Annotated in this window: 17 protein-coding genes; 3 read left to right on the top strand and 14 right to left on the bottom strand. The window is 60.9% G+C overall.

Annotation, left to right across the window (positions count from 1 at the left end):
* Positions 1–412 precede the first annotated feature (412 nt).
* Positions 413–1,471 (top strand): quinolinate synthase NadA, encoded by a 1,059-nt coding sequence (gene nadA / locus CLM72_RS22145; RefSeq protein WP_105228169.1) that lies wholly within the window; start codon positions 413–415, stop codon positions 1,469–1,471.
* A 109-nt stretch (positions 1,472–1,580) separates the two neighbouring features.
* On the opposite strand, the gene CLM72_RS22140 is transcribed toward nadA, so the two are convergent.
* The 12 genes from CLM72_RS22140 to arcD (CLM72_RS22085) form a co-directional block, all read right to left on the bottom strand.
* Positions 1,581–2,069, bottom strand: a complete 489-nt coding sequence (locus tag CLM72_RS22140) for an RDD family protein (protein ID WP_105228167.1) — start codon at positions 2,067–2,069, stop codon at positions 1,581–1,583.
* 95 nt (positions 2,070–2,164) lie between these two features.
* On the bottom strand, positions 2,165–2,377 hold the full coding sequence (locus CLM72_RS22135; RefSeq protein WP_105228165.1) for a cold-shock protein: 213 nt from the start codon (positions 2,375–2,377) through the stop codon (positions 2,165–2,167).
* Between the two features lie 392 nt (positions 2,378–2,769).
* The gene (gene gcvT, locus CLM72_RS22130; RefSeq protein ID WP_105228163.1) at positions 2,770–3,894 is read right to left on the bottom strand and encodes a glycine cleavage system aminomethyltransferase GcvT; all 1,125 of its coding nucleotides are present in this window, start codon (positions 3,892–3,894) and stop codon (positions 2,770–2,772) included.
* Positions 3,895–3,933: 39 nt separating this feature from the next.
* Entirely contained in the window at positions 3,934–5,310 is a 1,377-nt protein-coding gene (locus CLM72_RS22125; RefSeq protein ID WP_073522961.1) for an L-serine ammonia-lyase, read from the bottom strand.
* Between the two features lie 161 nt (positions 5,311–5,471).
* Positions 5,472–8,309 carry an aminomethyl-transferring glycine dehydrogenase gene (gene gcvP, locus CLM72_RS22120; RefSeq protein WP_105228161.1) on the bottom strand — a complete coding sequence of 946 codons (2,838 nt, stop codon included), beginning with the start codon at positions 8,307–8,309 and terminating at the stop codon, positions 5,472–5,474.
* Between the two features lie 10 nt (positions 8,310–8,319).
* Positions 8,320–8,703, bottom strand: coding sequence for a glycine cleavage system protein GcvH (gene gcvH, locus CLM72_RS22115; protein ID WP_014719698.1), 384 nt, complete (start codon positions 8,701–8,703; stop codon positions 8,320–8,322).
* A gap of 345 nt (positions 8,704–9,048) precedes the next feature.
* Positions 9,049–10,557: a sigma-54-dependent transcriptional regulator gene (locus CLM72_RS22110; protein ID WP_003193823.1), complete on the bottom strand. Its 1,509-nt coding sequence runs from the start codon at positions 10,555–10,557 to the stop codon at positions 9,049–9,051.
* Positions 10,558–10,730: 173 nt separating this feature from the next.
* Positions 10,731–11,093: a DUF5064 family protein gene (locus tag CLM72_RS22105; protein WP_105228159.1), complete on the bottom strand. Its 363-nt coding sequence runs from the start codon at positions 11,091–11,093 to the stop codon at positions 10,731–10,733.
* Positions 11,094–11,111: 18 nt separating this feature from the next.
* On the bottom strand, positions 11,112–12,041 hold the full coding sequence (gene arcC / locus CLM72_RS22100; RefSeq protein WP_014719696.1) for a carbamate kinase: 930 nt from the start codon (positions 12,039–12,041) through the stop codon (positions 11,112–11,114).
* A 154-nt stretch (positions 12,042–12,195) separates the two neighbouring features.
* On the bottom strand, positions 12,196–13,206 hold the full coding sequence (locus CLM72_RS22095) for an ornithine carbamoyltransferase (RefSeq protein ID WP_005790837.1): 1,011 nt from the start codon (positions 13,204–13,206) through the stop codon (positions 12,196–12,198).
* A 12-nt stretch (positions 13,207–13,218) separates the two neighbouring features.
* Complete coding sequence (gene arcA / locus CLM72_RS22090; protein ID WP_105228157.1) at positions 13,219–14,475, bottom strand: arginine deiminase; 1,257 nt, start codon at positions 14,473–14,475, stop codon at positions 13,219–13,221.
* Positions 14,476–14,500: 25 nt separating this feature from the next.
* Complete coding sequence (gene arcD, locus CLM72_RS22085) at positions 14,501–15,928, bottom strand: arginine-ornithine antiporter (protein WP_105228155.1); 1,428 nt, start codon at positions 15,926–15,928, stop codon at positions 14,501–14,503.
* Positions 15,929–16,323: 395 nt separating this feature from the next.
* Here arcD (CLM72_RS22085) and arcD (CLM72_RS22080) point away from each other — a divergent pair, with 395 nt between their 5' ends.
* Positions 16,324–17,751 carry an arginine-ornithine antiporter gene (gene arcD, locus CLM72_RS22080; RefSeq protein ID WP_105228153.1) on the top strand — a complete coding sequence of 476 codons (1,428 nt, stop codon included), beginning with the start codon at positions 16,324–16,326 and terminating at the stop codon, positions 17,749–17,751.
* Complete coding sequence (locus CLM72_RS22075) at positions 17,748–18,611, top strand: DNA-3-methyladenine glycosylase (protein WP_105228151.1); 864 nt, start codon at positions 17,748–17,750, stop codon at positions 18,609–18,611. The genes arcD (CLM72_RS22080) and CLM72_RS22075 overlap by 4 nt, the downstream gene beginning before the upstream one ends.
* A gap of 102 nt (positions 18,612–18,713) precedes the next feature.
* On the opposite strand, the gene CLM72_RS22070 is transcribed toward CLM72_RS22075, so the two are convergent.
* On the bottom strand, positions 18,714–20,069 hold the full coding sequence (locus tag CLM72_RS22070; protein WP_105228149.1) for a CoA transferase: 1,356 nt from the start codon (positions 20,067–20,069) through the stop codon (positions 18,714–18,716).
* A gap of 37 nt (positions 20,070–20,106) precedes the next feature.
* Positions 20,107–21,453 carry a HAMP domain-containing sensor histidine kinase gene (locus CLM72_RS22065; RefSeq protein WP_105228147.1) on the bottom strand — a complete coding sequence of 449 codons (1,347 nt, stop codon included), beginning with the start codon at positions 21,451–21,453 and terminating at the stop codon, positions 20,107–20,109.
* Between the last annotated feature and the right edge of the window lie 62 nt (positions 21,454–21,515).

The raw sequence follows: 21,515 nt of genomic DNA, 5'->3' as shown, positions 1-21,515 counted from the left end.
CGCAGACTTGCCCCACTTGAGTGAGTGCTGAACGGTTTGTTACATCGCCGTAGGATTTATTGCATATTCTGTAAGAAAAATCGTGTGATGCAGTGCTCAAATGCACAAATTCAGTGCGCGAATGGGCATCTCAGCCCAAAAAATCCTGATTTTTCAGGAGGCGGGAGGGGGCGGCGCGGTTTTGATTGTTGTTTGGGCTTCACCTAATCGGCGTGCCGCGGTGAGGAACTGAACACCTTGCCCGGTTGCCAGATTAGGCTTTTGAATCCATTGGATATTCTGTAGCCTTGCGCAGCTTTAAGCTGTACCCGTGCTTGATGAACAAAAACACTTCGTCCGGCGGCGCCCGAAGGGCTCCTGAGCCGGTGGTACACTCGACTTTCGCGCTACTGCGCCTGCAGGTCTTGCGAACATGACGCACATTTCCGAACGCCTACTGGTTCAAGCTCACCTCGACGCCAAGCAGCCCAAGGTCCTCAGCGCTGCCGAAGAGGCGAGCCTGCGAACCGCCATCGCCGCCGAGCTCAAGGCTCAGGACGCGGTGCTGGTTGCCCACTTTTATTGCGACCCGGTGATTCAGGCCCTGGCCGAAGAAACTGGTGGCTGTGTTTCCGATTCCCTGGAGATGGCGCGCTTCGGCGCCGCTCACCCGGCCAAAACCGTACTGGTGGCTGGCGTGCGCTTCATGGGCGAGACCGCCAAGATCCTTACGCCTGAAAAACGCATCCTGATGCCTACCCTGGAAGCCACGTGCTCCCTGGACCTGGGTTGCCCGGTGGATGAGTTTTCCGAGTTCTGCGATCAGCACCCCGAGCGCACCGTGGTGGTCTATGCCAACACCTCGGCGGCGGTCAAAGCTCGGGCGGATTGGGTGGTGACTTCCAGCTGCGCGCTGGAAATCGTCGAAAGCCTGATGGATAACGGCGAGACCATTATCTGGGGGCCGGACAAACACCTGGGCACCTACATCCAGCGCCAGACCGGTGCCGATATGCTGCTGTGGGACGGTGCCTGCATCGTCCACGAAGAATTCAAGTCCAAGCAGCTCGAAGACATGAAGGCGCTGTACCCGGATGCGGCAATCCTGGTGCACCCGGAGTCACCGACTTCGGTGATCGAATTGGCGGACGCGGTGGGTTCCACCAGCCAACTGATCGCTGCGGCGCAACGCTTGCCGAACAAGACCTTTATCGTCGCGACCGACCGCGGCATCTTCTACAAGATGCAGCAGTTGTGCCCGGACAAAGTCTTTGTCGAAGCGCCTACCGCCGGTAACGGTGCAGCCTGCCGCAGTTGCGCGCACTGCCCGTGGATGGCAATGAACACACTGGAGCGTACGTTGCAGTGTTTGCGTGAGGGCAGTAATGAGATCTTCGTGGAGCCGGCGGTGATTCCGCAGGCGGTACGACCGCTCAAGCGCATGCTCGACTTCACCCAGGCCGCACGATTGAAACTGGCCGGCAACGCCTGAACACAAATCAAAATGTGGGAGCTGGCTTGCCTGCGATAGCGGTGTAACAGTCACAGGTGTTTTTGACTGCAACACCGCTATCGCAGGCAAGCCAGCTCCCACACTCGAGTTACTTATTTTGCTTCGGGATCCGCACCAACTGCGTATCCGAATAGATGTCATGCCAGCTGCGTTTGTGTTTATCGAACAACGACCAGATAAATCCCAACCCCACGCACAGCCATGACGCAATCGACACCACAAAACGCAGCAGTGCCTGCCACAGGCTGATCCGCGACCCGTCGGCGTTTTGCACGCGCACGCCCCACACCTGCATGCCCAGGGTTTGCCCCGAATGGGTCCAGAACTTGGCGAAGAACCCGAACAGCACGAACAGCAGGATCGTGGACAGCAACGGGTCACCGTCCAGCGCGCCGGATTCGGTGAGCGTGCGCATCTTCGCTTCGCCCACGAAGGCGATCCACACCAGCTTGTAGATAAACGCGGTGACGATCAGCAGGGCAGTGCACAACAGGAAATCGTAGAACATCGCTGCCAGGCGGCGGCCCAGGCCAACGGCGGGGAATTCGCCCTGGGGGCTCAACAGGGGTTTGGACATGGCAGGGCTCTCTGGAGAAAGCACGCAGTTTACGCAATGGCGCCCATAAAAAAGCCCCTGATGTCATATCAGGGGCTTTTTGTCGCAGGTATGGATCAGGCTTCTGCTAGGACTTCGTCAGCCTGCATGCCTTTCTGGCCTTGCACGGCAACGAAAGTCACTTTCTGGCCTTCCTTCAGGCTCTTGAAACCATTGCCCTGAATTGCACGGAAATGCACGAACAGATCCGGACCGCTTTCAGGAGTGATAAAACCAAAGCCTTTTTCGTCGTTGAACCACTTGACGGTACCGCTCTGACGCTCAGCCATTTTCTTCTTTCCTTTGACGCTAAAAATTAATGACAGCCCCTTTCACGCGAAAGAGTACTGGGCTGGGTTGCAGGAAAGTAAGAGACGTCGAACGGGTTGTAGCAAACTACTTGAGCTACTGCCCAGGTCCAGGTTCCAAGCGACCCATGCAAACACAGTGGGCAAACTCTACGCCAACTAATATGAAAAAAACAAGCCCTTGTGCAGGCCCTGATTTTACTGGGGCTCATGACACTTTGTTGAATGTTCTGATACCCGCTTATTCGATAGAGTTATTCACTTGTTATAGAGCGTCAGCTATAAAAAGCCTATCGTGAATGCACTGTTTTATGGCGGTTGCGTTACAGTTTAGTGCACATTAACGCAACCGCGTTACTTATAGAAACAGTCAATCAGCCACGGTAGTAACGTTGCGGAACAAATGGCATTTTACTTACACGCAGTGGCACCCTTTTCCCACGTACCATTGCGCAAACTTCGGTATCCAGTGCGACAAATGCGCTGTCCAGGTAACCCATCGCCAGCGGGCCACCCAAGGTTGGACCAAAGCCCCCGCTGCAGACGCTGCCGATAACGGTACCTTGTGCATCGACAATTTCAGCGCCTTCACGCACCGGGGTACGCTCCTGCGGCAGCAGGCCTACGCGTTTGCGCGCCACACCGGTTTGCTGCTGAGTGAAGATGCGGTCGGCGCCAGGGAAGCCGCCGGCCCGTGCGCCATCGGCACGCCGAGCCTTGGAAATCGCCCACAGCAGGCTGGCTTCGATTGGTGTGGTGTCGGTGTTCATGTCGTGGCCGTACAGGCACAGGCCGGCTTCCAGGCGTAGCGAATCGCGGGCACCGAGGCCGATGGCCTGCACTTCGGTTTCGGCCAGCAGGCTGCGGGCCAGGCTCTCGGCATTGGCCGCCGGCACGGAAATTTCAAAGCCGTCTTCACCGGTGTAGCCGGAGCGGCTGACGTAGCAGTCCACGCCCAGCAAACGCAGGGTGGCAAATTGCATGAAGGTCATCTGGGTGACTTCAGGGGCCAGGCGCGCCAATACTTTCACTGCCGCCGGGCCTTGCAGGGCCAGCAGGGCGCGTTCTTCGAACAGCGGTTCGATGGTGCATTGGTCGCCGATATGTGTGCGCAGGTGCGCCAGGTCCTGGTCCTTGCAGGCGGCGTTGACAACCAGGAACAATTCGTCGTTGCCCAGGTTGGCGACCATCAGGTCGTCGAGGATGCCGCCTTGCTCATTGGTGAACATCGCATAGCGCTGCATGCCTACTGGCAGGTCGATGATATCGACGGGCACCAGGGTCTCCAGAGCCTTGGCGGCATTTGCGCCGGTGAGGCGGATCTGGCCCATGTGGGACACGTCGAACAACCCGGCGTGTTCACGGGTATGCAGGTGTTCCTTCATCACGCCCAATGGATACTGCACCGGCATGTCGTAGCCGGCGAAGGGCACCATGCGTGCGCCCAGTTCCAGGTGCAGGGCATGCAATGGGGTTTGCAACAGGGTTTCGGTGGACATATTCAGCTCCTGAAAAACGTGCCGACGCGCTTGTGGGCGTCAGCACTCGATAATGTTGACCGCCAAACCGCCACGGGCGGTTTCCTTGTATTTGCTTTTCATGTCGGCGCCCGTCTGGCGCATGGTGCGGATGACCTTGTCGAGGGACACAAAGTGCTGCCCGTCGCCACGCAGGGCCATGCGCACCGCATTGATCGCCTTCACCGAGCCCATGGCATTGCGCTCGATGCAGGGCACCTGCACCAGCCCGCCAATTGGGTCGCAGGTCAGGCCGAGGTTGTGTTCCATGCCGATCTCGGCGGCGTTTTCCACTTGGGACACGCTGCCGCCCAGCACTTCGCAGAGTGCGCCTGCGGCCATGGAACAGGCCACGCCGACTTCGCCCTGGCAACCGACTTCGGCGCCTGAGATCGAAGCGTTTTCCTTGTACAAAATGCCGATGGCGGCGGCTGTGAGCAAAAAGCGCACCACGCCGTCTTCGTTCGCACCGGGGATAAAACGCATGTAGTAATGCAGCACGGCAGGAATGATCCCGGCCGCGCCGTTGGTGGGCGCGGTGACCACGCGCCCGCCATTGGCGTTTTCTTCGTTGACCGCCAGCGCATACAGGTTGACCCAATCGAGCACCGACAGCGGGTCGCGCAGCGCCGACTCCGGGTTCTTGCACAACTGCCTGTGCAAGGCCGCTGCCCGGCGCTTGACCTTCAAGCCTCCGGGCAAGATGCCTTCGTTGCGACAGCCGGCATCGACGCAATCCTGCATGACCTGCCAGATCTTCAACAAACCGCTGCGGGTTTCCGCTTCCGGGCGCCAGGCACTTTCATTGGTCAGCATCACCTGGCTGATAGACAGGCCATAGGTGGTGCAGTGGCCGAGCAAGTCCTTGGCGTGTTTGAACGGGAAGGTCAGGGGTGTAGCGTCTTCGACGATACGGTCGGCGCCCGCCGCGTCTTCATCCACCACGAAACCGCCACCGACCGAGTAGTACTCGCGGCTGCGGGTCTGGATGCCGGCGGCGTCAAAGGCACGAAAGATCATGCCGTTGGGATGATAGGCAAGGGGCTTGCGGATCATCGCCAGGTGTTCTTTCTCGTTGAACGCAATGCTGTGTTCGCCGAGCAGGTTGAGGCGCCCGTCACTGCGCATCTGTGCCAGGCGTGCAGCCACGGTTTCGGTATTCACGGTGTCCGGGTGTTCGCCTTCCAGGCCCAGCAACACAGCCTTGTCGCTGCCGTGGCCTTTGCCGGTGGCACCCAGCGATCCGTAGAGTTCCACCTTGATGCCGGTGGTGGCCGCCAGCAGGTTGTCACGCTTGAGCCCCTCGACGAATCGAGCGGCGGCACGCATCGGGCCGACGGTGTGGGAGCTGGAGGGGCCGATGCCAATCTTGAACAGGTCGAACACGCTAAGGGACATGGTTGTTCTCCGGTTTCTTATTATTTTCTGAAAGCCGACTCGGTCAATGTGGGAGCCGGGCTTGCCCGCGATAACGGTGGGTCAGGCAACATTACTGTCGGCTGATACACAGCTATCGCAGGCAAGCCAGCTCCCACACTGGCCGCGTATCTCCCGTCAGATCAGGCGTAGCTCTCGATCGACGGGCACGCACACACCAGGTTGCGATCGCCAAACACGTTGTCGACCCGGCCAACCGGCGGCCAGTACTTGCCTTCGATCAACGACGCTACCGGGTACACCGCTTGTTCACGAGTGTATGGGTGGCTCCATTCGCCTACCAGTTCCGCTGCCGTGTGCGGCGCGTTCTTGAGGGGGTTGTCGTCTTTGTCGAGGGTGCCGTTTTCCACTGCGCGAATCTCTTCGCGGATGGCGATCATGGCGTCGCAGAAGCGGTCCAGCTCTTCCTTGGATTCACTTTCGGTGGGCTCGATCATCAAGGTGCCGGCCACCGGGAACGACATGGTCGGCGCATGGAAACCAAAATCGATCAGGCGCTTGGCCACGTCGTCCACGCTGATGCCGCTGCTGTCTTTCAACGGGCGCAGGTCCAGGATGCATTCGTGGGCCACCAGGCCATTGCTGCCGGTGTACAGCACCGGGTAGTGCTCTTCCAGGCGACGGGAAATGTAGTTGGCATTCAGGATCGCCAACTGCGACGCACGCTTGAGGCCGGCGCCGCCCATCATGCTGATGTACATCCAGGTGATCGGCAGAATGCTCGCGCTGCCGAACGGCGCAGCGCACACCGCGCCTTCCTTGCGTTCCATGGCGGCGTGGCCGGGCAGGAATGGCGTGAGGTGCGACTTGACGCCAATCGGGCCAACGCCCGGGCCGCCACCGCCGTGGGGAATGCAGAAGGTTTTGTGCAGGTTCAGGTGGGACACATCGCCGCCGAACTTGCCCGGTGCGCACAGGCCGACCATGGCGTTCATGTTGGCGCCGTCGATGTACACCTGGCCGCCGTTGTCATGAATGATCCCGCAGATTTCGCGAATACCTTCCTCGAACACGCCGTGGGTAGAAGGGTAGGTGATCATCAGTGCTGCGAGGTGCTCGCGGTGCTCGATGGTCTTGGCGCGCAGGTCTTCGATGTCGACGTTGCCGCGTGCATCGCAAGCGGTGACCACCACGCGCATGCCGGCCATGTTGGCGGTCGCAGGGTTGGTACCGTGGGCTGACGACGGGATCAGGCAGATGTCGCGACGTTCTTCGCCACGGCTCTGGTGATAGGCACGGATGGCCAAGAGGCCGGCGTACTCACCTTGGGAGCCGGCGTTGGGTTGCAGGGAGATCGCGTCGTAACCGGTGGCCGCGCAGAGCATGGCTTCCAGTTCGGTGGTCAGTTGCTGGTAGCCGGCGCTTTGCGCGGCGGGGGCGAACGGGTGCAGGGCACCGAATTCGGCCCAGGTCACCGGGATCATTTCGCTGGCGGCGTTGAGCTTCATGGTGCACGAGCCCAGCGGGATCATGGTGCGGTCCAGGGCCAGGTCCTTGTCGGCCAGCTTGCGCAGGTAGCGCATCAGCTCGGTTTCCGAGTGATAACGGTTGAACACCGGGTGGCTGAGGATCGGCGACTGGCGCAGCAATGCGCTTGGCAGGGTGCTTTCGGTTGCAGCAAAGGCTGGCAGGGTTTTGCCGTCGGCGAAGATGGCCCACAAGGCTTGGATATCGGCCTGGGTGGTGGTTTCGTCGACCGACAGGCCAACGCGTTCGCCATCCACCACGCGCAAGTTGATGCGCTGGGCGCGGGCCTTGTCGTGCAGGGCTGCGGTGTGGGCGCCGGTGTGGATTGTCAGGGTGTCGAAGAAGTGTGCCTGCTCGACTTTCTGGCCCAGGGCAGTCAAACCCTTGGCCAGGATCGCGGTCAGTTGGTGAATGCGCTGGGCGATCTGCGTCAGGCCCTTGGGGCCGTGGTACACGGCATACATGCTGGCGATGTTGGCCAGCAGCACTTGCGCGGTGCAGATGTTGCTGGTGGCTTTCTCGCGGCGGATATGTTGCTCGCGGGTTTGCATGGCCAGGCGCAGGGCCGGCTTGCCGAAGCGGTCGACGGAAACACCGACCAGACGGCCTGGCATGTCGCGCTTGAACGCATCCTTGGTGGAGAAGTACGCCGCGTGCGGGCCACCGAAGCCCAGTGGCACGCCAAAGCGTTGTGCGCTGCCAATGGCGACGTCGGCGCCGAATTCACCCGGCGGCGTCAACAGGGTCAGGGCCATCAGGTCGGCGGCCACGGCGACCAGTGCGTTGGCGGCGTGGAAACGTTCGGTCAGTTCGCGATAGTCGAACACATCGCCGTTGCTGGCCGGGTATTGCAGCAGGGCGCCGAAGAACGGGCTGACGTCGGTCAGTTCGCGCTCATCGCCCACCACTACATCGATGCCCAGTGGCTCGGCACGGGTACGCAGGACGTCGAGGGTTTGTGGGTGGCTGTGCACCGAAGCGAAGAACGCGTTGCTGCTTTTGTTCTTGCTCAGGCGCTTGCAGAAGGTCATGGCTTCGGCGGCGGCCGTGGCTTCGTCGAGCAGGGAGGCGTTGGCAATCGGCAGGCCGGTGAGGTCGCTGATCAGGGTCTGGAAATTCAGCAGGGCTTCCAGGCGGCCTTGGGAAATCTCGGGTTGATACGGCGTGTAGGCGGTGTACCAGGCCGGGTTTTCCAGCAGGTTGCGCAGGATCGGCGACGGCGTATGGCAGTTGTAGTAGCCCTGGCCGATGTAGGTCTTGAACAGTTGGTTCTGGCCGGCAATGGCCTTGATCTTGGCCAGGGCCTGGGCTTCGCTCAGGCCGTCTTCCAGGCCGAGCACGCTGGTGCCCTTGATGCTTTCCGGGATCACGCTGGCGCTCAGGGCTTCGAGGGAATCAAACCCCAGGCTGGCGAGCATTTGCTGCTCATCTTCCTGGCGCGGGCCGATGTGGCGGGCGATGAATTCATTGGCGGTGGTCAGATTAACGGTCATGGCGCGCTCCTCAAGCTTCAGCGTTGGCTTTGATCAGGCGGTCGTACGCATCCTGATCCAACAGCTTAGCCACTGCATCGGCATCGGCGGGTTTAAAACGGAAGAACCAGCCTTCGCCCATCGGGTCTTCGTTGACCAGTTCCGGGCTGCCATCGAGCTTATCGTTGACTTCGAGGACTTCACCGTCCAACGGCATGTACACACCACTGGCGGCCTTGACCGACTCCACGGTGGAGGCTTCGGCGCCCTTGGTATAAGCCTGCAACTCTGGCAGTTGCACGAAAACCACATCACCCAGCGCATTCTGCGCAAAAGCGGTGATACCCACGGTGACGCTGCCATCGGCTTCGGCGCGCAGCCATTCGTGATCTTCAGTGAAACGCAACTCGCTCATGGAAACTCCTCAGGGCCAGAATCGTCTGGTGGACGGGATTGGAATAATGAGGAGTTGCTTAGCAATATCGCGGCCAATGTTATTAAGTCGTTATAGATCAACAGGTTAATAAATTTCGCGAGAAGGTTGGCTGAGTACGCTGTAGCGATTTCGCTACAGTCCGGTGCGTGAAAAAAAGCCTATGTGGATCAAAGCCTTGCATGGCGCGCAAAAAACAGGGTTGTAGCGATATCGTTACGCTGTAGCGCTTTCAGTACACTGGATGTCGTTCTCAGACCAAATCTGTAATGCGGTCTCTGTGGGAGCAGGCAAGCCAGCTCCCACAGTTGAACCGCGTTTATTCCGTCAGGGTTTGTTGGGAATGCCGTATTTGCGCAGGCGATGGGCGATAGCCGTGTGGGAGGTTTGTAGTCGGCTGGCCAGTTGGCGGGTCGAGGGGTAGCGGCTGTAGAGGCTTTCCAGCAGGCTGCGCTCGAAATCTTCCACGGCCTGTTCCAGGCTGTCGACTTCACCATCGCTCTGGCGCGCCACGGAGGTGCCGGCGATGTCCAGGTCGCCGATGTCCACCAGGCTGCTTTCACAGATGGCGGCAGCGCGGAAGATCACGTTTTGCAACTGCCGCACGTTGCCCGGCCAGTGGTTGCCCAGCAGGGCTGGATAGGTACCCGGCGCCAGGCGGCAGACCGGGCGCTGGATCTGCGCGCAGGCTTGCTGCATGAAGTAGCGCGCCAGTAGCAGGATGTCCTGGCCGCGTTCACGCAAGGGCGGTACGGCGACATTGAGCACGTTGAGGCGGTAGAACAAGTCTTCGCGAAAGGTGCCTTCGCTGACCATCTTTTCCAGGTCGCGGTGGGTGGCGCTGAGGATGCGCACATTGACCTTCACCTCGCGGTCACCGCCCACGCGGCGAAAGCTGCCGTCATTGAGAAAACGCAGCAGTTTGGCTTGCAGGTACGGCGACATCTCACCGATCTCATCAAGGAACACCGTGCCCTGGTTGGCCAGCTCCATCAGCCCTGGTTTGCCACCGCGTTGCGCGCCGGTAAAGGCGCCAGGGGCATAGCCGAACAATTCACTTTCGGCGAGATTTTCCGGCAGTGCCGCGCAGTTCAGTGCCAGAAACGGCGCACTGTGGCGCGCACTGATGGCGTGGCAGGCGCGTGCCACCAGCTCTTTGCCGGTACCGGTTTCGCCCTGGATCAGCAGCGGTGCATCCAGCGCCGCCACCCGTTGCGCCCGCGCCTTGAGCGTGCGGATCGCCGGGGATTCGCCCAGCAGCGCATCAAACCCTTCGGCGTGGTCATGGTGCAGCGCCGACAGTTGTTCGCCGATGCGGTTGGGCTGGTAGAGGGTGAGCAGGGCGCCGGCGTCGGTGATCGGCGTGGCGCCCAGCAGCAAGGTCTGGCCGTTCACGCTGATCTCGCGCAACGGCAATCGAAAGCCCTGGTCCAGCAAGGTTTCCAGCAATGCCGGATCATCGAACAGCTCGGCGATGCTCTCACCAGCCGGTTCACGCCCGTACAAGGCGATCAGCGCCGGATTGGCCAGCAGGATCTTGCCTGCACTGTCCAGGGCCAGCACCGGGTCGGTCATGGCCGCCAGCAGGGCGTCGAGTTGCAAGTGGCGACGCTGGCCCGGAAGGATGTCGACGACCTTTACCGCTTGCACGCCGTGCACGCTGAACAACGCGTCGCGCAGTTCTTCGAGCACTTCGGCGCTGAGGGTCGGCGCATCGATATAGACATTGGGCGGCACCATCTCCACCGCATCCAGATTGAGATTGCGCCCACCGAGCAAGGCCAGGACTTCCTGGGTGATGCCGACGCGGTCGATGAAGCTGACGTGGATACGCATGGGGCGGATCTTGATTCTGGAGTGCTGAGGGTGGCCAGTATGCCTTGGAGCCGGTGGAGATCAAAATGTGGGAGCTGGCTTGCCTGCGATGGCGGTGGGTCAGTTACCGAAAATATCGTCTGACACGTCGCTATCGCAGGCAAGCCAGCTCCCACATTCGATTGGGGGGAAGGTTATTCCAGGTGTTCGGGTTTGACCGGGTCGCCGGATTTCATATCCAACTGCTGGCGCACATCCTCAAACATCAGATCGTAATGTTTGTGCTGTGAACCGACGCTGCTATGGGTCTTGGGAATGCCGTATTTTTCGACAATCTTGGTCACATTGCTGGCGAAGTTATAGGCCTGGTCCTTGGTCAGGAAAAAGGTTTCCTTCATGTCCTTGCCCTGGATGCTGCCATGCAGGGTGAACTGCATGCCTTTGCCTTCGCGGTCATCCGTGACGACTTCGTAGTCCAGGCACAGGTCGTAGCTGACATCGTCCTTGTTCAGCGCGTGTCGCTCGATATGCAAGTGGCCGGGTTCAAAGATAGCCATAGGCGTTTCTCCTCAACTTCACAGGTAGGTGATGCCAGGTTTTGCCGTGCTGATGCGGGTGCCGGCGCTGCCCTGGACGATGGCTTCGATGTCCGAGAGTGAACCGATCACCGCGGTTTTGCCAGTCTGACGGGCGAACTCGCAGGCGGCTTGTACCTTGGGGCCCATGGAGCCGGCGGCGAAGCCGAGTTTTTCCATATCGTCGGGGTGGGCCTGGCCGATGGCCTTCTGGGTGGGCTTGCCGAAGTCGATAAAGGCGGCGTTGACGTCGGTGGCGATCACCAGCAAATCGGCCTCCAGTTGCGTGGCCAGCAAGGAGGAACACAGGTCTTTGTCGATCACCGCTTCAATGCCGCGCAGCTTGCCATCTTCGCCATACATGGTGGGGATGCCGCCGCCACCGGCGCAGATCACAATGGCTTTTTTCTCCAGCAGCCACTTGATCGGGCGAATTTCAAAGATGCGTTTGGGACGCGGGCTGGCGACTACACGTCGGTATTTGTCGCCGTCGGGCGCGATGGCCCAGCCTTTCTCGGCGGCGAGTTTCTCGGCTTCGGCTTTGGCATACACCGGGCCGATGGGCTTGGTGGGGTTCTGGAAGGCCGGGTCTTTGGCGTCGACTTCGACCTGGGTGAGCAGGGTGGCGAACGGCACTTCGAAGTCCAGCAGGTTGCCCAGTTCCTGTTCAATGATGTAGCCGATCATGCCCTCGGTCTCGGCGCCCAGCACGTCCAGTGGGTAAGGCGAGACGCTGGTGTAGGCCGCCGCCTGCAATGACAGCAGGCCGACTTGCGGGCCATTGCCGTGGGCGATCACCAGCTCGTTGCCGGGGTGGATCTTGGCGATCTGTTCGGTGGCGATGCGGATATTGGCGCGTTGGTTGTCTGCGGTCATGGGTTCACCACGACGCAGGAGGGCGTTGCCGCCCAGGGCTACGACGATGCGCATACAGAATGTCCTTTCAGGGAACGCATGAACACCTCGGTCAATGTGGGCGCTGGCTTGCCTGCGATGAGGGCCTGGCAGGCGACCTGCTGTTGCCAGACCCACCGCTATCGCAGGCAAGCCAGCTCCCACACTGACGGTGTTCACACCGTGGAAATTAAATGTCCGCCAACGCCGACACCAGAATCGCCTTGATGGTATGCATGCGGTTTTCCGCTTGCTCGAAGGCAATATTGGCCGGCGACTCGAACACCTCTTCGGTCACTTCCACGCCATTGGCCAGGTGCGGATAGCGCGCCGCGATGTCCTTGCCGACCTTGGTTTCACTGTTGTGGAACGCCGGCAGGCAATGCATGAATTTCACCCGAGGGTTGCCCGAGGCTTTCATCATCTTGGCGTTGACCTGGTACGGCAGCAGTTGCTCGATGCGCTCGTCCCACGCTTCCACCGGTTCGCCCATGGACACCCAGATATCGGTGTGGATGAAGTCCACGCCCTTCACGGCTTCTTTCGGGTCTTCGGTGATGGTGATGCGCGCGCCGCTTTCCTCGGCAAAGGCCTGGCACTGTTTGATGAAGTCTTCATGGGGCCACAGCGCTTTCGGCGCACCGATGCGCACGTCCATGCCCAGCTTGGCGCCGATCATCAGCAGCGAGTTGCCCATGTTGTAGCGGGCGTCCCCGAGGTAGGCGTAGCTGATGTCATGCAGCGGCTTGTCGCTGTGTTCGCGCATGGTGAGGGTGTCGGCGATCATCTGGGTCGGGTGGAATTCGGCGGTGAGGCCGTTGAACACCGGCACACCGGCGAACTTGGCCAGCTCTTCGACGATTTCCTGCTCAAAACCACGGTACTCGATGGCATCGAACATCCGGCCCAGGACGCGGGCGGTATCTTTCATGCTTTCTTTGTGGCCGATCTGCGACGACACCGGGTCGATATAGGTGACGTGGGCGCCCTGGTCATGGGCCGCAACTTCGAAAGCGCAACGGGTGCGGGTCGAGGTTTTTTCGAAGATCAACGCGATGTTTTTGCCTTGCAGGTGCGGACGCTCGGTGCCGGTGTATTTGGCGCGTTTGAGGTCGCGGGACAGGTCCAGCAGGTAATTCAGTTCGCGAGTGGTGTGGTGCATCAGCGACAGCAGGCTGCGGTTGCGCATATTGAAAGCCATGATGGAATCTCCTTAATAGTCGATAGGGTCGCGGATGATCGGGCAGGTCATGCAGTGGCCGCCGCCACGGCCACGGCCGAGCTCGCCGGCGCTGATGGTGATGACTTCCACACCGGCCTTGCGCAGCAAGGTGTTGGTGTAGGTGTTGCGGTCGTAGCCGATCACTACGCCGGGCTCCACAGCCACCACGTTGTTGCCGTCATCCCACTGCTCCCGTTCGGCGGCGAAGCTGTTGCCGCCGGTCTCGACCACGCGCAGGGCCTTGAGATTGAGCGCTGCAGCCACGGTTTCGAGGAAGTTGGTTTTCTCCCGTTGGATGTCGATACCGTGGGGCTTGCTCTCGTCAGGGCGCAGGGTAAACGGCACGATCTGGTTGACCACTTCGGGGAAGACGGTGACCAGGTCGCGGTCGCAGAAGCTGAACACGGTGTCCAGGTGCATCGCGGCGCGGGATTTGGGCAGGCCGGCAACGATGACCTTTTCCACGGCTTTGTTCTTGAACAGGTTGCGCGCCAGTTGGCCGATGGCCTGGTGGGACGAGCGCTCACCCATGCCGATCAACACTACGCCGTTGCCAATCGGCATGACGTCGCCGCCTTCCAGCGTGGCAGCGCCGTGTTCCTGGTCGGGGTCGCCGTACCAGATCTGGAAGTCGGCGTTGGTGAACTCGGGGTGGAATTTATAGATGGCGCTGGCCAGCAGGGTTTCCTGGCGTCGTGCCGGCCAGTACATCGGGTTAAGCGTCACGCCGCCGTAGATCCAGCAGGTGGTGTCGCGGGTGAACTGGGTGTTGGGCAGTGGCGGCAGAATGAAGCTGGCGTGGCCGAGGAAGTCGCGGAACATCTCGATGGTCTTGCCACCGAAGCTGCTCGGCAGGTCATCGGCCGACACGCCGCCGATCAAAAACTCGCTGATCTTGCGCGGCTCCAGGCTGCGCAGCCACGAGCCGACTTCATCGACCAGGCCCAGGCCAACGGTGTTGGCGGTGATCTTGCGTTCCAGAATCCAGTCCAGCGCTTCTGGGTTGGCGACGATGTCGGTGAGCAGGTTGTGCATTTCCAGCACATCAATGTCCCGCTCGCGCATCTTGGTCACGAAGTCGAAGTGGTCGCGCTTGGCCTGGGCCACCCACAGCACGTCATCAAACAGCAGTTCGTCGCAGTTGTTGGGGGTCAGCCGCTGGTGGGCCAAACCTGGGGAGCACACCATGACTTTGCGCAGTTTGCCGGCTTCGGAATGTACGCCGTACTTCACTTTTTCCGTGGTCATTACAGATCCTCCAGTGAACACACAATTACAGAGTCAGGAAGCCGTCATAGAGCCCATAGGCCGCCACCAGGGCGCCAATGACTACTGCGGCGAAGATCAGCTTCTCGACGTTGGTGAAAATCGGTTTGCCCAGTTCACGTTTGGCCTTGGCGAACAGGATCGCGCCAGGGGCGTAGAGCAGGGCGGAAAGCAGCAGGTATTTGGTGCCGCCGGCATAGAGCAGCCAGATCGCGTAGATCAGGGCGACGGCGCCGATGAACAGGTCTTTCTTGCGCTCTTTCAGGGCGTTCTCGTAGGTCTCGCCGCGCACCGCCAGCAGCAGGGCGTAGGCCGCCGACCACAGGTAAGGCACCAGAATCATTGAGGTGGCGAGGTAGATCAGTGACAGGTAGGTGCTGGCGGAAAACAGCGTGATCACCAGAAATATCTGCACCATCGCGTTGGTCAGCCACAGGGCGTTGACCGGCACATGGTTGGCGTTCTCCTTGCGCAAGAACTCCGGCATGGTGTGGTCCTTGGCGGCGGCGAACATGATCTCTGCACACAACAGCACCCACGACAGCAACGCGCCCAGCAGCGAGATGATCAAGCCGACGCTGATCAGCACCGCCCCCCAGTGGCCGACCACATGCTCCAGCACGGCGGCCATCGACGGGTTCTGCAACTTGGCCAGTTCCGGCTGGGTCATGATCCCCAGGGACAGCACGTTCACCAGCATCAGGAACAGCAGCACAGTGATAAAACCGATCACGGTGGCCTTGCCCACGTCACTGCGTTTTTCGGCACGGGACGAGAAGATGCTCGCGCCTTCGATGCCGATAAACACCCACACGGTGACCAGCATCATGTTGCGCACCTGGTTCATCACACTGCCCAGGTCCGGGTTTTTCACGCCCCAGATGTCGGCGGTGAAGATGTCCAGCTTGAACGCAAACAGGGCAATCAGCACAAACAGCAGCAGCGGCACGACCTTGGCGACGGTGGTCACCAGATTGATGAACGCCGCTTCCTTGATCCCGCGCAGCACCAGGAAATGCACGGCCCACAGCAGCACCGACGCACCGATCACTGCCGCCGGCGTATTGCCTTCGCCAAAGATCGGGAAGAAGTAACCCAGGGTGCTGAACAGCAATACGAAGTAACCGACGTTGCCCAGCCAGGCACTGATCCAGTAGCCCCAGGCCGATGAGAAACCCATGTAGTCGCCGAAACCGGCCTTGGCGTAGGCGTACACCCCGCCGTCGAGGTCAGGCTTGCGGTTGGCGAGGGTCTGGAACACGAAGGCGAGGGTCAACATGCCGATGGCGGTAATCACCCAGCCGATCAACACTGCACCGACATCGGCGCTGGCGGCCATGTTTTGTGGCAATGAAAAAATGCCGCCGCCAATCATCGAGCCGACGACAAGTGCGACCAGGGCGCCTAATCGAAGTTTTCCGGGAGTTTCAGACATTGCATGACTCCAATGCAGGAGAAGAGAGACCACAGAATAATTCCGTGCGCTAATCAAACAGCTGACTCAGATCACTTCATTGGCACATTCCATTGTGAATTAACGACTTAGGGTGAGGTTTTGCGGGCGAAAAAATCCCGCAAAGGCGCTGGGTAGAGCGCTCTCTGCTTTATGGTTAATCAATTGGTCGGGGCATGGGTGTTGACGCTAGTTCTTATTTGCGAATGTGCAAATTTTTTGTCCGTTGTTTGGCGAACACTTCATAATTGACGTATTTAAATTCTAAATAAGCCTAAACTTCGCGCCTTTACATATCCTTATGTTATGAAACCTTCATCCATTTGAATTACTTGTGTGCGCAGTTGTCGCCCAACCGAAAATTTCGAGGAACCTGCATGTCCCAACCCGCCCAGAAACTTCGGCTCAGTGCCCTGATTGCCCTGGTGGTGGGCTCGATGATTGGCGGCGGCATCTTTTCATTGCCGCAGAATATGGCTGCCCGTTCCGGAGTGGGCGCCATATTGATCGGTTGGGCGATCACCGCCATCGGCATGCTGACCCTGGCCTTTGTGTTCCAGACCTTGGCCAACCGCAAACCGGAACTGGATTCCGGGGTGTACGCCTACGCCAAGGCCGGCTTCGGCGACTACATGGGGTTCTCATCGGCCTGGGGCTATTGGATCAGCGCATGGATGGGCAACGTCGGCTATTTCGTGTTGCTGTTCAGCACCCTGGGTTACTTTTTTCCGGCATTCGGCCAGGGCAATACACCGCTCGCCATTGGCTGCGCGTCGCTGTTGCTGTGGGCCGTGCATTTTCTGGTGATGCGCGGAATCAAAGAGGCGGCGTTCATCAATCAGGTGACGACGGTGGCGAAGATCGTGCCGCTGCTGATGTTTATCGTGATTGCCGCGGTGGCGTTCAAGGCGGACATCTTCACCCGTGATATCTGGGGCCTGGGCAATCCGCAAATGGGCACTGTGGTCGAGCAGGTGCGCCACATGATGCTGGTCACGGTGTTCGTGTTTATCGGCATCGAAGGCGCCAGCGTTTATTCGGCGCGAGCCGAGAAGCGCTCGGATGTGGGGCGCGCGACGGTGATTGGTTTCCTGGGCGTGCTGGCGCTGTTGGTGCTGGTGAATGTGCTGTCCCTGGGCATCATGAACCAGCCGGAACTGGCCCAATTGCAGAACCCGTCGCTGGCGGGCGTGCTGGAACACATTGTCGGGCCCTGGGGCGCAGTATTGATTAGCATCGGCCTGGCCGTTTCGCTGCTCGGGGCATTGCTTTCGTGGGCGTTGCTCTGCGCGGAAATTCTCTATGCCACTGCCCATGACAAGACCATGCCGGCGTTCCTGAAAAAGGAAAATGCCAATCAGGTGCCGGTTAACGCGTTGTGGCTGACCAATGTGATGATCCAGGCGTTCCTGGTGATCACCCTGTTTTCAGCCAGTACCTACACCACCCTGATCTACCTGGCGTCGTCGATGATCCTGGTGCCTTACTTGTGGTCGGCGGCCTATGCGGTGCTGTTGAGCGCGCGCGGCGAAACCTATGCAGGCTGGCAGCGTCGGCGCATGAAAGATCTGCTGGTGGGACTGGTTGCCCTCGGTTATGCGATCTGGCTGCTGTATGCGGGGGGCTTGAAGTACTTGCTGCTGTCGGCGTTGCTGTACGCACCGGGTGTGATCCTGTTTGCCCTGGCCAAGCGCGAGCAGGGCCAACCCTTGTTTACCACCGTGGAAAAAGGCATTTTCAGCGGCGTGATCGCGGGCGCCGGGTTAGCCGCGTATGGGCTGTATAGCGGGGTATTGTCACTGTGAGACTGGCGTATCAACCGCCCTACGACTGGGCGGCGATGCTGGGGTTCCTATCGGCGCGGGCGATTACCGGGTTGGATACCGTGGTCGCCGGCGTGTATCGGCGCAGCATCAGTGTGGCGGGGCGACATGGCTGGGTCAGCGTCGAACCGGGCGCGGGGGATTGGCTGGAGGTGACGGTCGACTTTCCCGAGCCTGCCGCGATGCCTGAGATCGAGCGGCGCTTGCGCAGGATGTTTGATCTGGACGCGGTGCCTGAGGTGATCAACGCGCAATTGTCGCAAGACCCCCTGATGGCGCAACTGGTTGCGGCCCGCCCTGGTCTGCGGTTGCCTGGCACCTGGGATGGGTTGGAACTGGCGATTCGTGCGGTGCTGGGCCAGCAGATCACCGTGGTAGCGGCGATTCGCCTGGCGGGCAAGCTGGTGGCGCAGTATGGCCAGCCCCTGAAAACCCCACACCCCGGTATTACCCACCTGTTCCCGACACCTGAAGTGCTGGCGGCGGCGGACCTGGCCGCCCTGGGCATGCCCAAGGCGCGCGGCCGCACTCTGTCCGGTGTGGCCCAGGCGCTATTGGATGATCCACAGCTTTTCGAACCCAAGGCCAGCCTCCAGGACGGCGTTGCAAGGCTAGTGGCATTGCCGGGGATTGGAGAGTGGACCGCGCAGTACATCGCCATGCGCCAGTTGCGCGAGGCGGATGCGTTTGCGTCGGGGGATATCGGGCTGATCAATGCTTTGGCAGCCTTGGAAGGTGGGCCGGTGTCGGCGCGGCAATTATTGGCGCGGGCCGAGGCGTGGCGGCCGTTGAGGGCGTATGCGGCGCAGCATTTGTGGACGTCGTTGAGCCGCGGGGATTGATAGCGACGGTGATGGCCCCATCGCGGGCAAGCCCGGCTCCCACAGTAGACCGTGTTGTTTGATCCTGTGGGAGCTGGCTTGCCTGCGATAGCGGTGCCCAGGTCACCACTGAGGTCGGTGTGACCCTAACTCCACCGCCGGCAAATCCCACTGCAACGGCGTGCCACTGATGCTCAGCGGGGCTAGCAGCCGATGAGCCTGCCCCCAGGCTGTCTGCTCCACCACCAGGCCTTGGTCATTGATATCTTCTTCGCGCAATGCCGCTTGCAGTGGCACTTGCCCGGCCTCCACCAGCAACTTCGCCGTACGCGCCAACGACAAGCGCGCCGAACCGCCGCGTCCGGAGTCCAGGCGCTCGGCCAAAGCCCGGATCGCGCTGGCGGCCATCAAATAGCCGGTGGCGTGATCCAGCGCCTGCACCGGTAGCGGCAGCGGTTTATCCGTCTGTTTCCAAGCCATGCCGGCCTCGGCAATCCCGCTGCTCATCTGCACCAGGCTGTCAAAGCCACGCCGATTACGCCATGGGCCGCTCCAGCCGTAGGCGTTGAGGCTGACGTCTATCAGTCCGGGGGCGATGTGCTGACGTTCGCCAAGGGTATAACCGAGTTGCTCCAGGGCATCGGCGCGGTAACCGTGGAACAGGATGTCGGCGTCCTTGAGCAACGCTTCGAACACTTGCCGGTCGTCGTGGCTCGTTAGATCCAGGCGGGCGCAGCGTTTACCCAGGGTCATTTCCGGGACGACGCCAGGTTCGTTCCAGGTGGGCGAGTCGATGCGCAGTACGCTGGCACCCAATCCGGCGAGGAAACGACTGGCCACCGGGCCGGCCAGCACCCGGGTCAAATCCAGCACCTTGATGCCGGCCAGTGGGCGAGCGGCTGAGCCGAGCCAGGGTTTGTCGGTGCCGGGTTCGAAGACCTGACGCTGGATCAACGCTTCGGCGTTTACCGCCAAGCCTTGGGGATGCTGCTGCCAGGCTTGCCAGCTACGCATCTGCGCCGCACAACCGCCCGCATCGACAACCGCCTGTTCCAGTTCGGCGGCTTTCCAGGTCGCGACTCTACTCGCCATGGCTGCGCGATCAGCGGCAGGCCCCAATACCCGCTCGGCCGCTGCGCGATGATGGGGCGCGTTGGTGTGCAGGCGGATCCAGCCATCGACGCTGGCGTAATCACCCGCTACCGGGTCCCACAAAGGCGGCACCTGCCACCCCACGGGGCGAATCGACGAGGAGAACCACAACGAGGCCAGGCGCCGATCCACGCTCACGCTGGGCAGGCGCCCGGTTTGTTGCTCAATCAACTGGGCGACGGCCTGGCCCGCGGCGCCGATGCTGGCGGCCGCCAGGTCTGTCACGGCGAAGGTCGAGGGCAAGGCGCCGGCCTGGGGCTGGGGCTGGGGCAGTGGGGCGTGCGGTAAAGCGAGTGCGGCTTGGATGGGAGTCAGCAGGTCTGTCATCAAAGGCCCTCCGTAAGAGAAGGGCCACTATAGAAGATCATCCCACCGGTGTGGCAACCCCAGGGATCAAGGGCAGTTCGATGCTGGCGATAAAGCCGCCATCGGGATGGTTGGCCAGGATCAGGTTACCGCCATGGCGCTCGGCGGCGCGACGGGCGATGGCCAGGCCCAGGCCATGGCCTTGGGCGGTCTGGCCCGGCGCCCGGTAGAACGGCTCGCCCAATTGGCTCAGGTGCTCGGCTTCAACGCCGGGTCCGTGGTCGCGTACGCTGATCAGAATGCGCCCGCCTTGATGCTGGGCCTGCAATTCAATCGGTTCGCCCCCCGGGTTGAAGCGCTGGGCATTGCGCAGCAGGTTGTCCACGGCGCGTTCGATCATGGTCGGCCAGCCTTTAAGCTGCAAGTCATTGGCAGTCGTCAGTTGCACCACTTGCTCGGGGGCACTGAGTTGGGCGTCCTTTTGCAGCGTTTTAAGCAACGGGGTGAGGTCGATGTCTTCGGCGCTGGCGTTGTCGGCGTCGCCCCGTGCCAATACCAGGATCTCGCTGATCAAGGCCTCCAGTCGATCGCATTCGCGGGTCAGGCGCGGCCAGAGTTTTTCCCGTTCTTCGGGGCTGGCGCGTTCGGCCAAGGCCAGGGCGATACGCAAGCGCGCCAACGGCGAGCGCAGTTCGTGGGAGACGTCGCGCAGCAACTGGCGCTGGCTGCCGATCAGGCTTTGCAGGCGCGCGCCCATGCGGTTGAAGTCGTTGGCCAGCACGCCGAATTCATCGCGCCTGTTGGCCAGTTGCGCCAGACTGTTCTGTTGATAAGTGGTTTGCCCCAGGTCATGCACCGCGCCGCGCAGACGGCTGAGCGGTCGGGTGATGGACAAGGTCACCAGCAGGCTGAACAGGGTCAGCACCACCAGGGTAATCGCCAATGCACTGAGCGGCCACAGCAGGCTGCTGCGGTGCCAGGCGTCCAGCTCCGGGTGAGGAATACGGTAGATCAATAGGTAGGTGTCGCCGGTTTTGTCGCTGGTGTATTCGGCGGTCAGGCGTCGCCACGGCAGATGGCCGTCCTGGCTGTCGTTCTGGCGGGCTTCGAAGGCGGCGGCGCGGCGCGGGAAGGTACCGCGCACCACTGGCTCGCCGCTTTCGTTAAGCACTTGCACGTCGATGTGGTACTGGCGTTTGCGCTGCTGCAGCAACTCCTGGGCGGCGTCTTCACCCTGGCTCTCGTAGAGCTGCGTCCACTCTTGGGCCAGGTTGTTGAGGCCAGGGTGGCGGCTGAGAATCCAGGCGTCCTGGTTGAGCATGTGCCCAAGCAGGATCGACAAACCGGCAACCAGGGCGATGGCCAGCCAGAAACTCGCCAGGATACGCCAGAACAATGAACGCACAGGAAACCCTCAAACAGGAAAAGCCCAGCGGCGCGAGCCACTGGGCTGGGGTGAAGCTAGAT

The sequence above is a fragment of the Pseudomonas sp. MYb193 genome (genome assembly GCF_002966775.1).
GTDB classification, from domain to species: Bacteria; Pseudomonadota; Gammaproteobacteria; order Pseudomonadales; family Pseudomonadaceae; genus Aquipseudomonas; species Aquipseudomonas paracarnis.
Note: the sequence above shows the minus strand (reverse complement) of the source record. Positions and strands in the feature narration are given on the sequence as shown.

Excerpts from the sequence above, each read along its gene's own strand:
- CLM72_RS22140 (WP_105228167.1), bottom strand. The coding sequence starts at position 2,069 with ATGTCCAAACCCCTGTTGAGCCCCCAGGGCGAATTCCCCGCCGTTGGC.
- CLM72_RS22070 (WP_105228149.1), bottom strand. The coding sequence starts at position 20,069 with ATGACAGACCTGCTGACTCCCATCCAAGCCGCACTCGCTTTACCGCAC.
- arcD (WP_105228155.1), bottom strand. The coding sequence starts at position 15,928 with ATGTCTGAAACTCCCGGAAAACTTCGATTAGGCGCCCTGGTCGCACTT.
- CLM72_RS22110 (WP_003193823.1), bottom strand. The coding sequence starts at position 10,557 with ATGCGTATCCACGTCAGCTTCATCGACCGCGTCGGCATCACCCAGGAA.
- arcA (WP_105228157.1), bottom strand. The coding sequence starts at position 14,475 with ATGACCACGGAAAAAGTGAAGTACGGCGTACATTCCGAAGCCGGCAAA.
- nadA (WP_105228169.1), top strand. The coding sequence starts at position 413 with ATGACGCACATTTCCGAACGCCTACTGGTTCAAGCTCACCTCGACGCC.
- CLM72_RS22105 (WP_105228159.1), bottom strand. The coding sequence starts at position 11,093 with ATGGCTATCTTTGAACCCGGCCACTTGCATATCGAGCGACACGCGCTG.
- CLM72_RS22125 (WP_073522961.1), bottom strand. The coding sequence starts at position 5,310 with ATGTCCCTTAGCGTGTTCGACCTGTTCAAGATTGGCATCGGCCCCTCC.
- gcvT (WP_105228163.1), bottom strand. The coding sequence starts at position 3,894 with ATGTCCACCGAAACCCTGTTGCAAACCCCATTGCATGCCCTGCACCTG.
- gcvP (WP_105228161.1), bottom strand. The coding sequence starts at position 8,309 with ATGACCGTTAATCTGACCACCGCCAATGAATTCATCGCCCGCCACATC.
- gcvH (WP_014719698.1), bottom strand. The coding sequence starts at position 8,703 with ATGAGCGAGTTGCGTTTCACTGAAGATCACGAATGGCTGCGCGCCGAA.
- CLM72_RS22135 (WP_105228165.1), bottom strand. The coding sequence starts at position 2,377 with ATGGCTGAGCGTCAGAGCGGTACCGTCAAGTGGTTCAACGACGAAAAA.
- arcC (WP_014719696.1), bottom strand. The coding sequence starts at position 12,041 with ATGCGCATCGTCGTAGCCCTGGGCGGCAACGCCCTCCTGCGTCGTGGT.
- arcD (WP_105228153.1), top strand. The coding sequence starts at position 16,324 with ATGTCCCAACCCGCCCAGAAACTTCGGCTCAGTGCCCTGATTGCCCTG.
- CLM72_RS22095 (WP_005790837.1), bottom strand. The coding sequence starts at position 13,206 with ATGGCTTTCAATATGCGCAACCGCAGCCTGCTGTCGCTGATGCACCAC.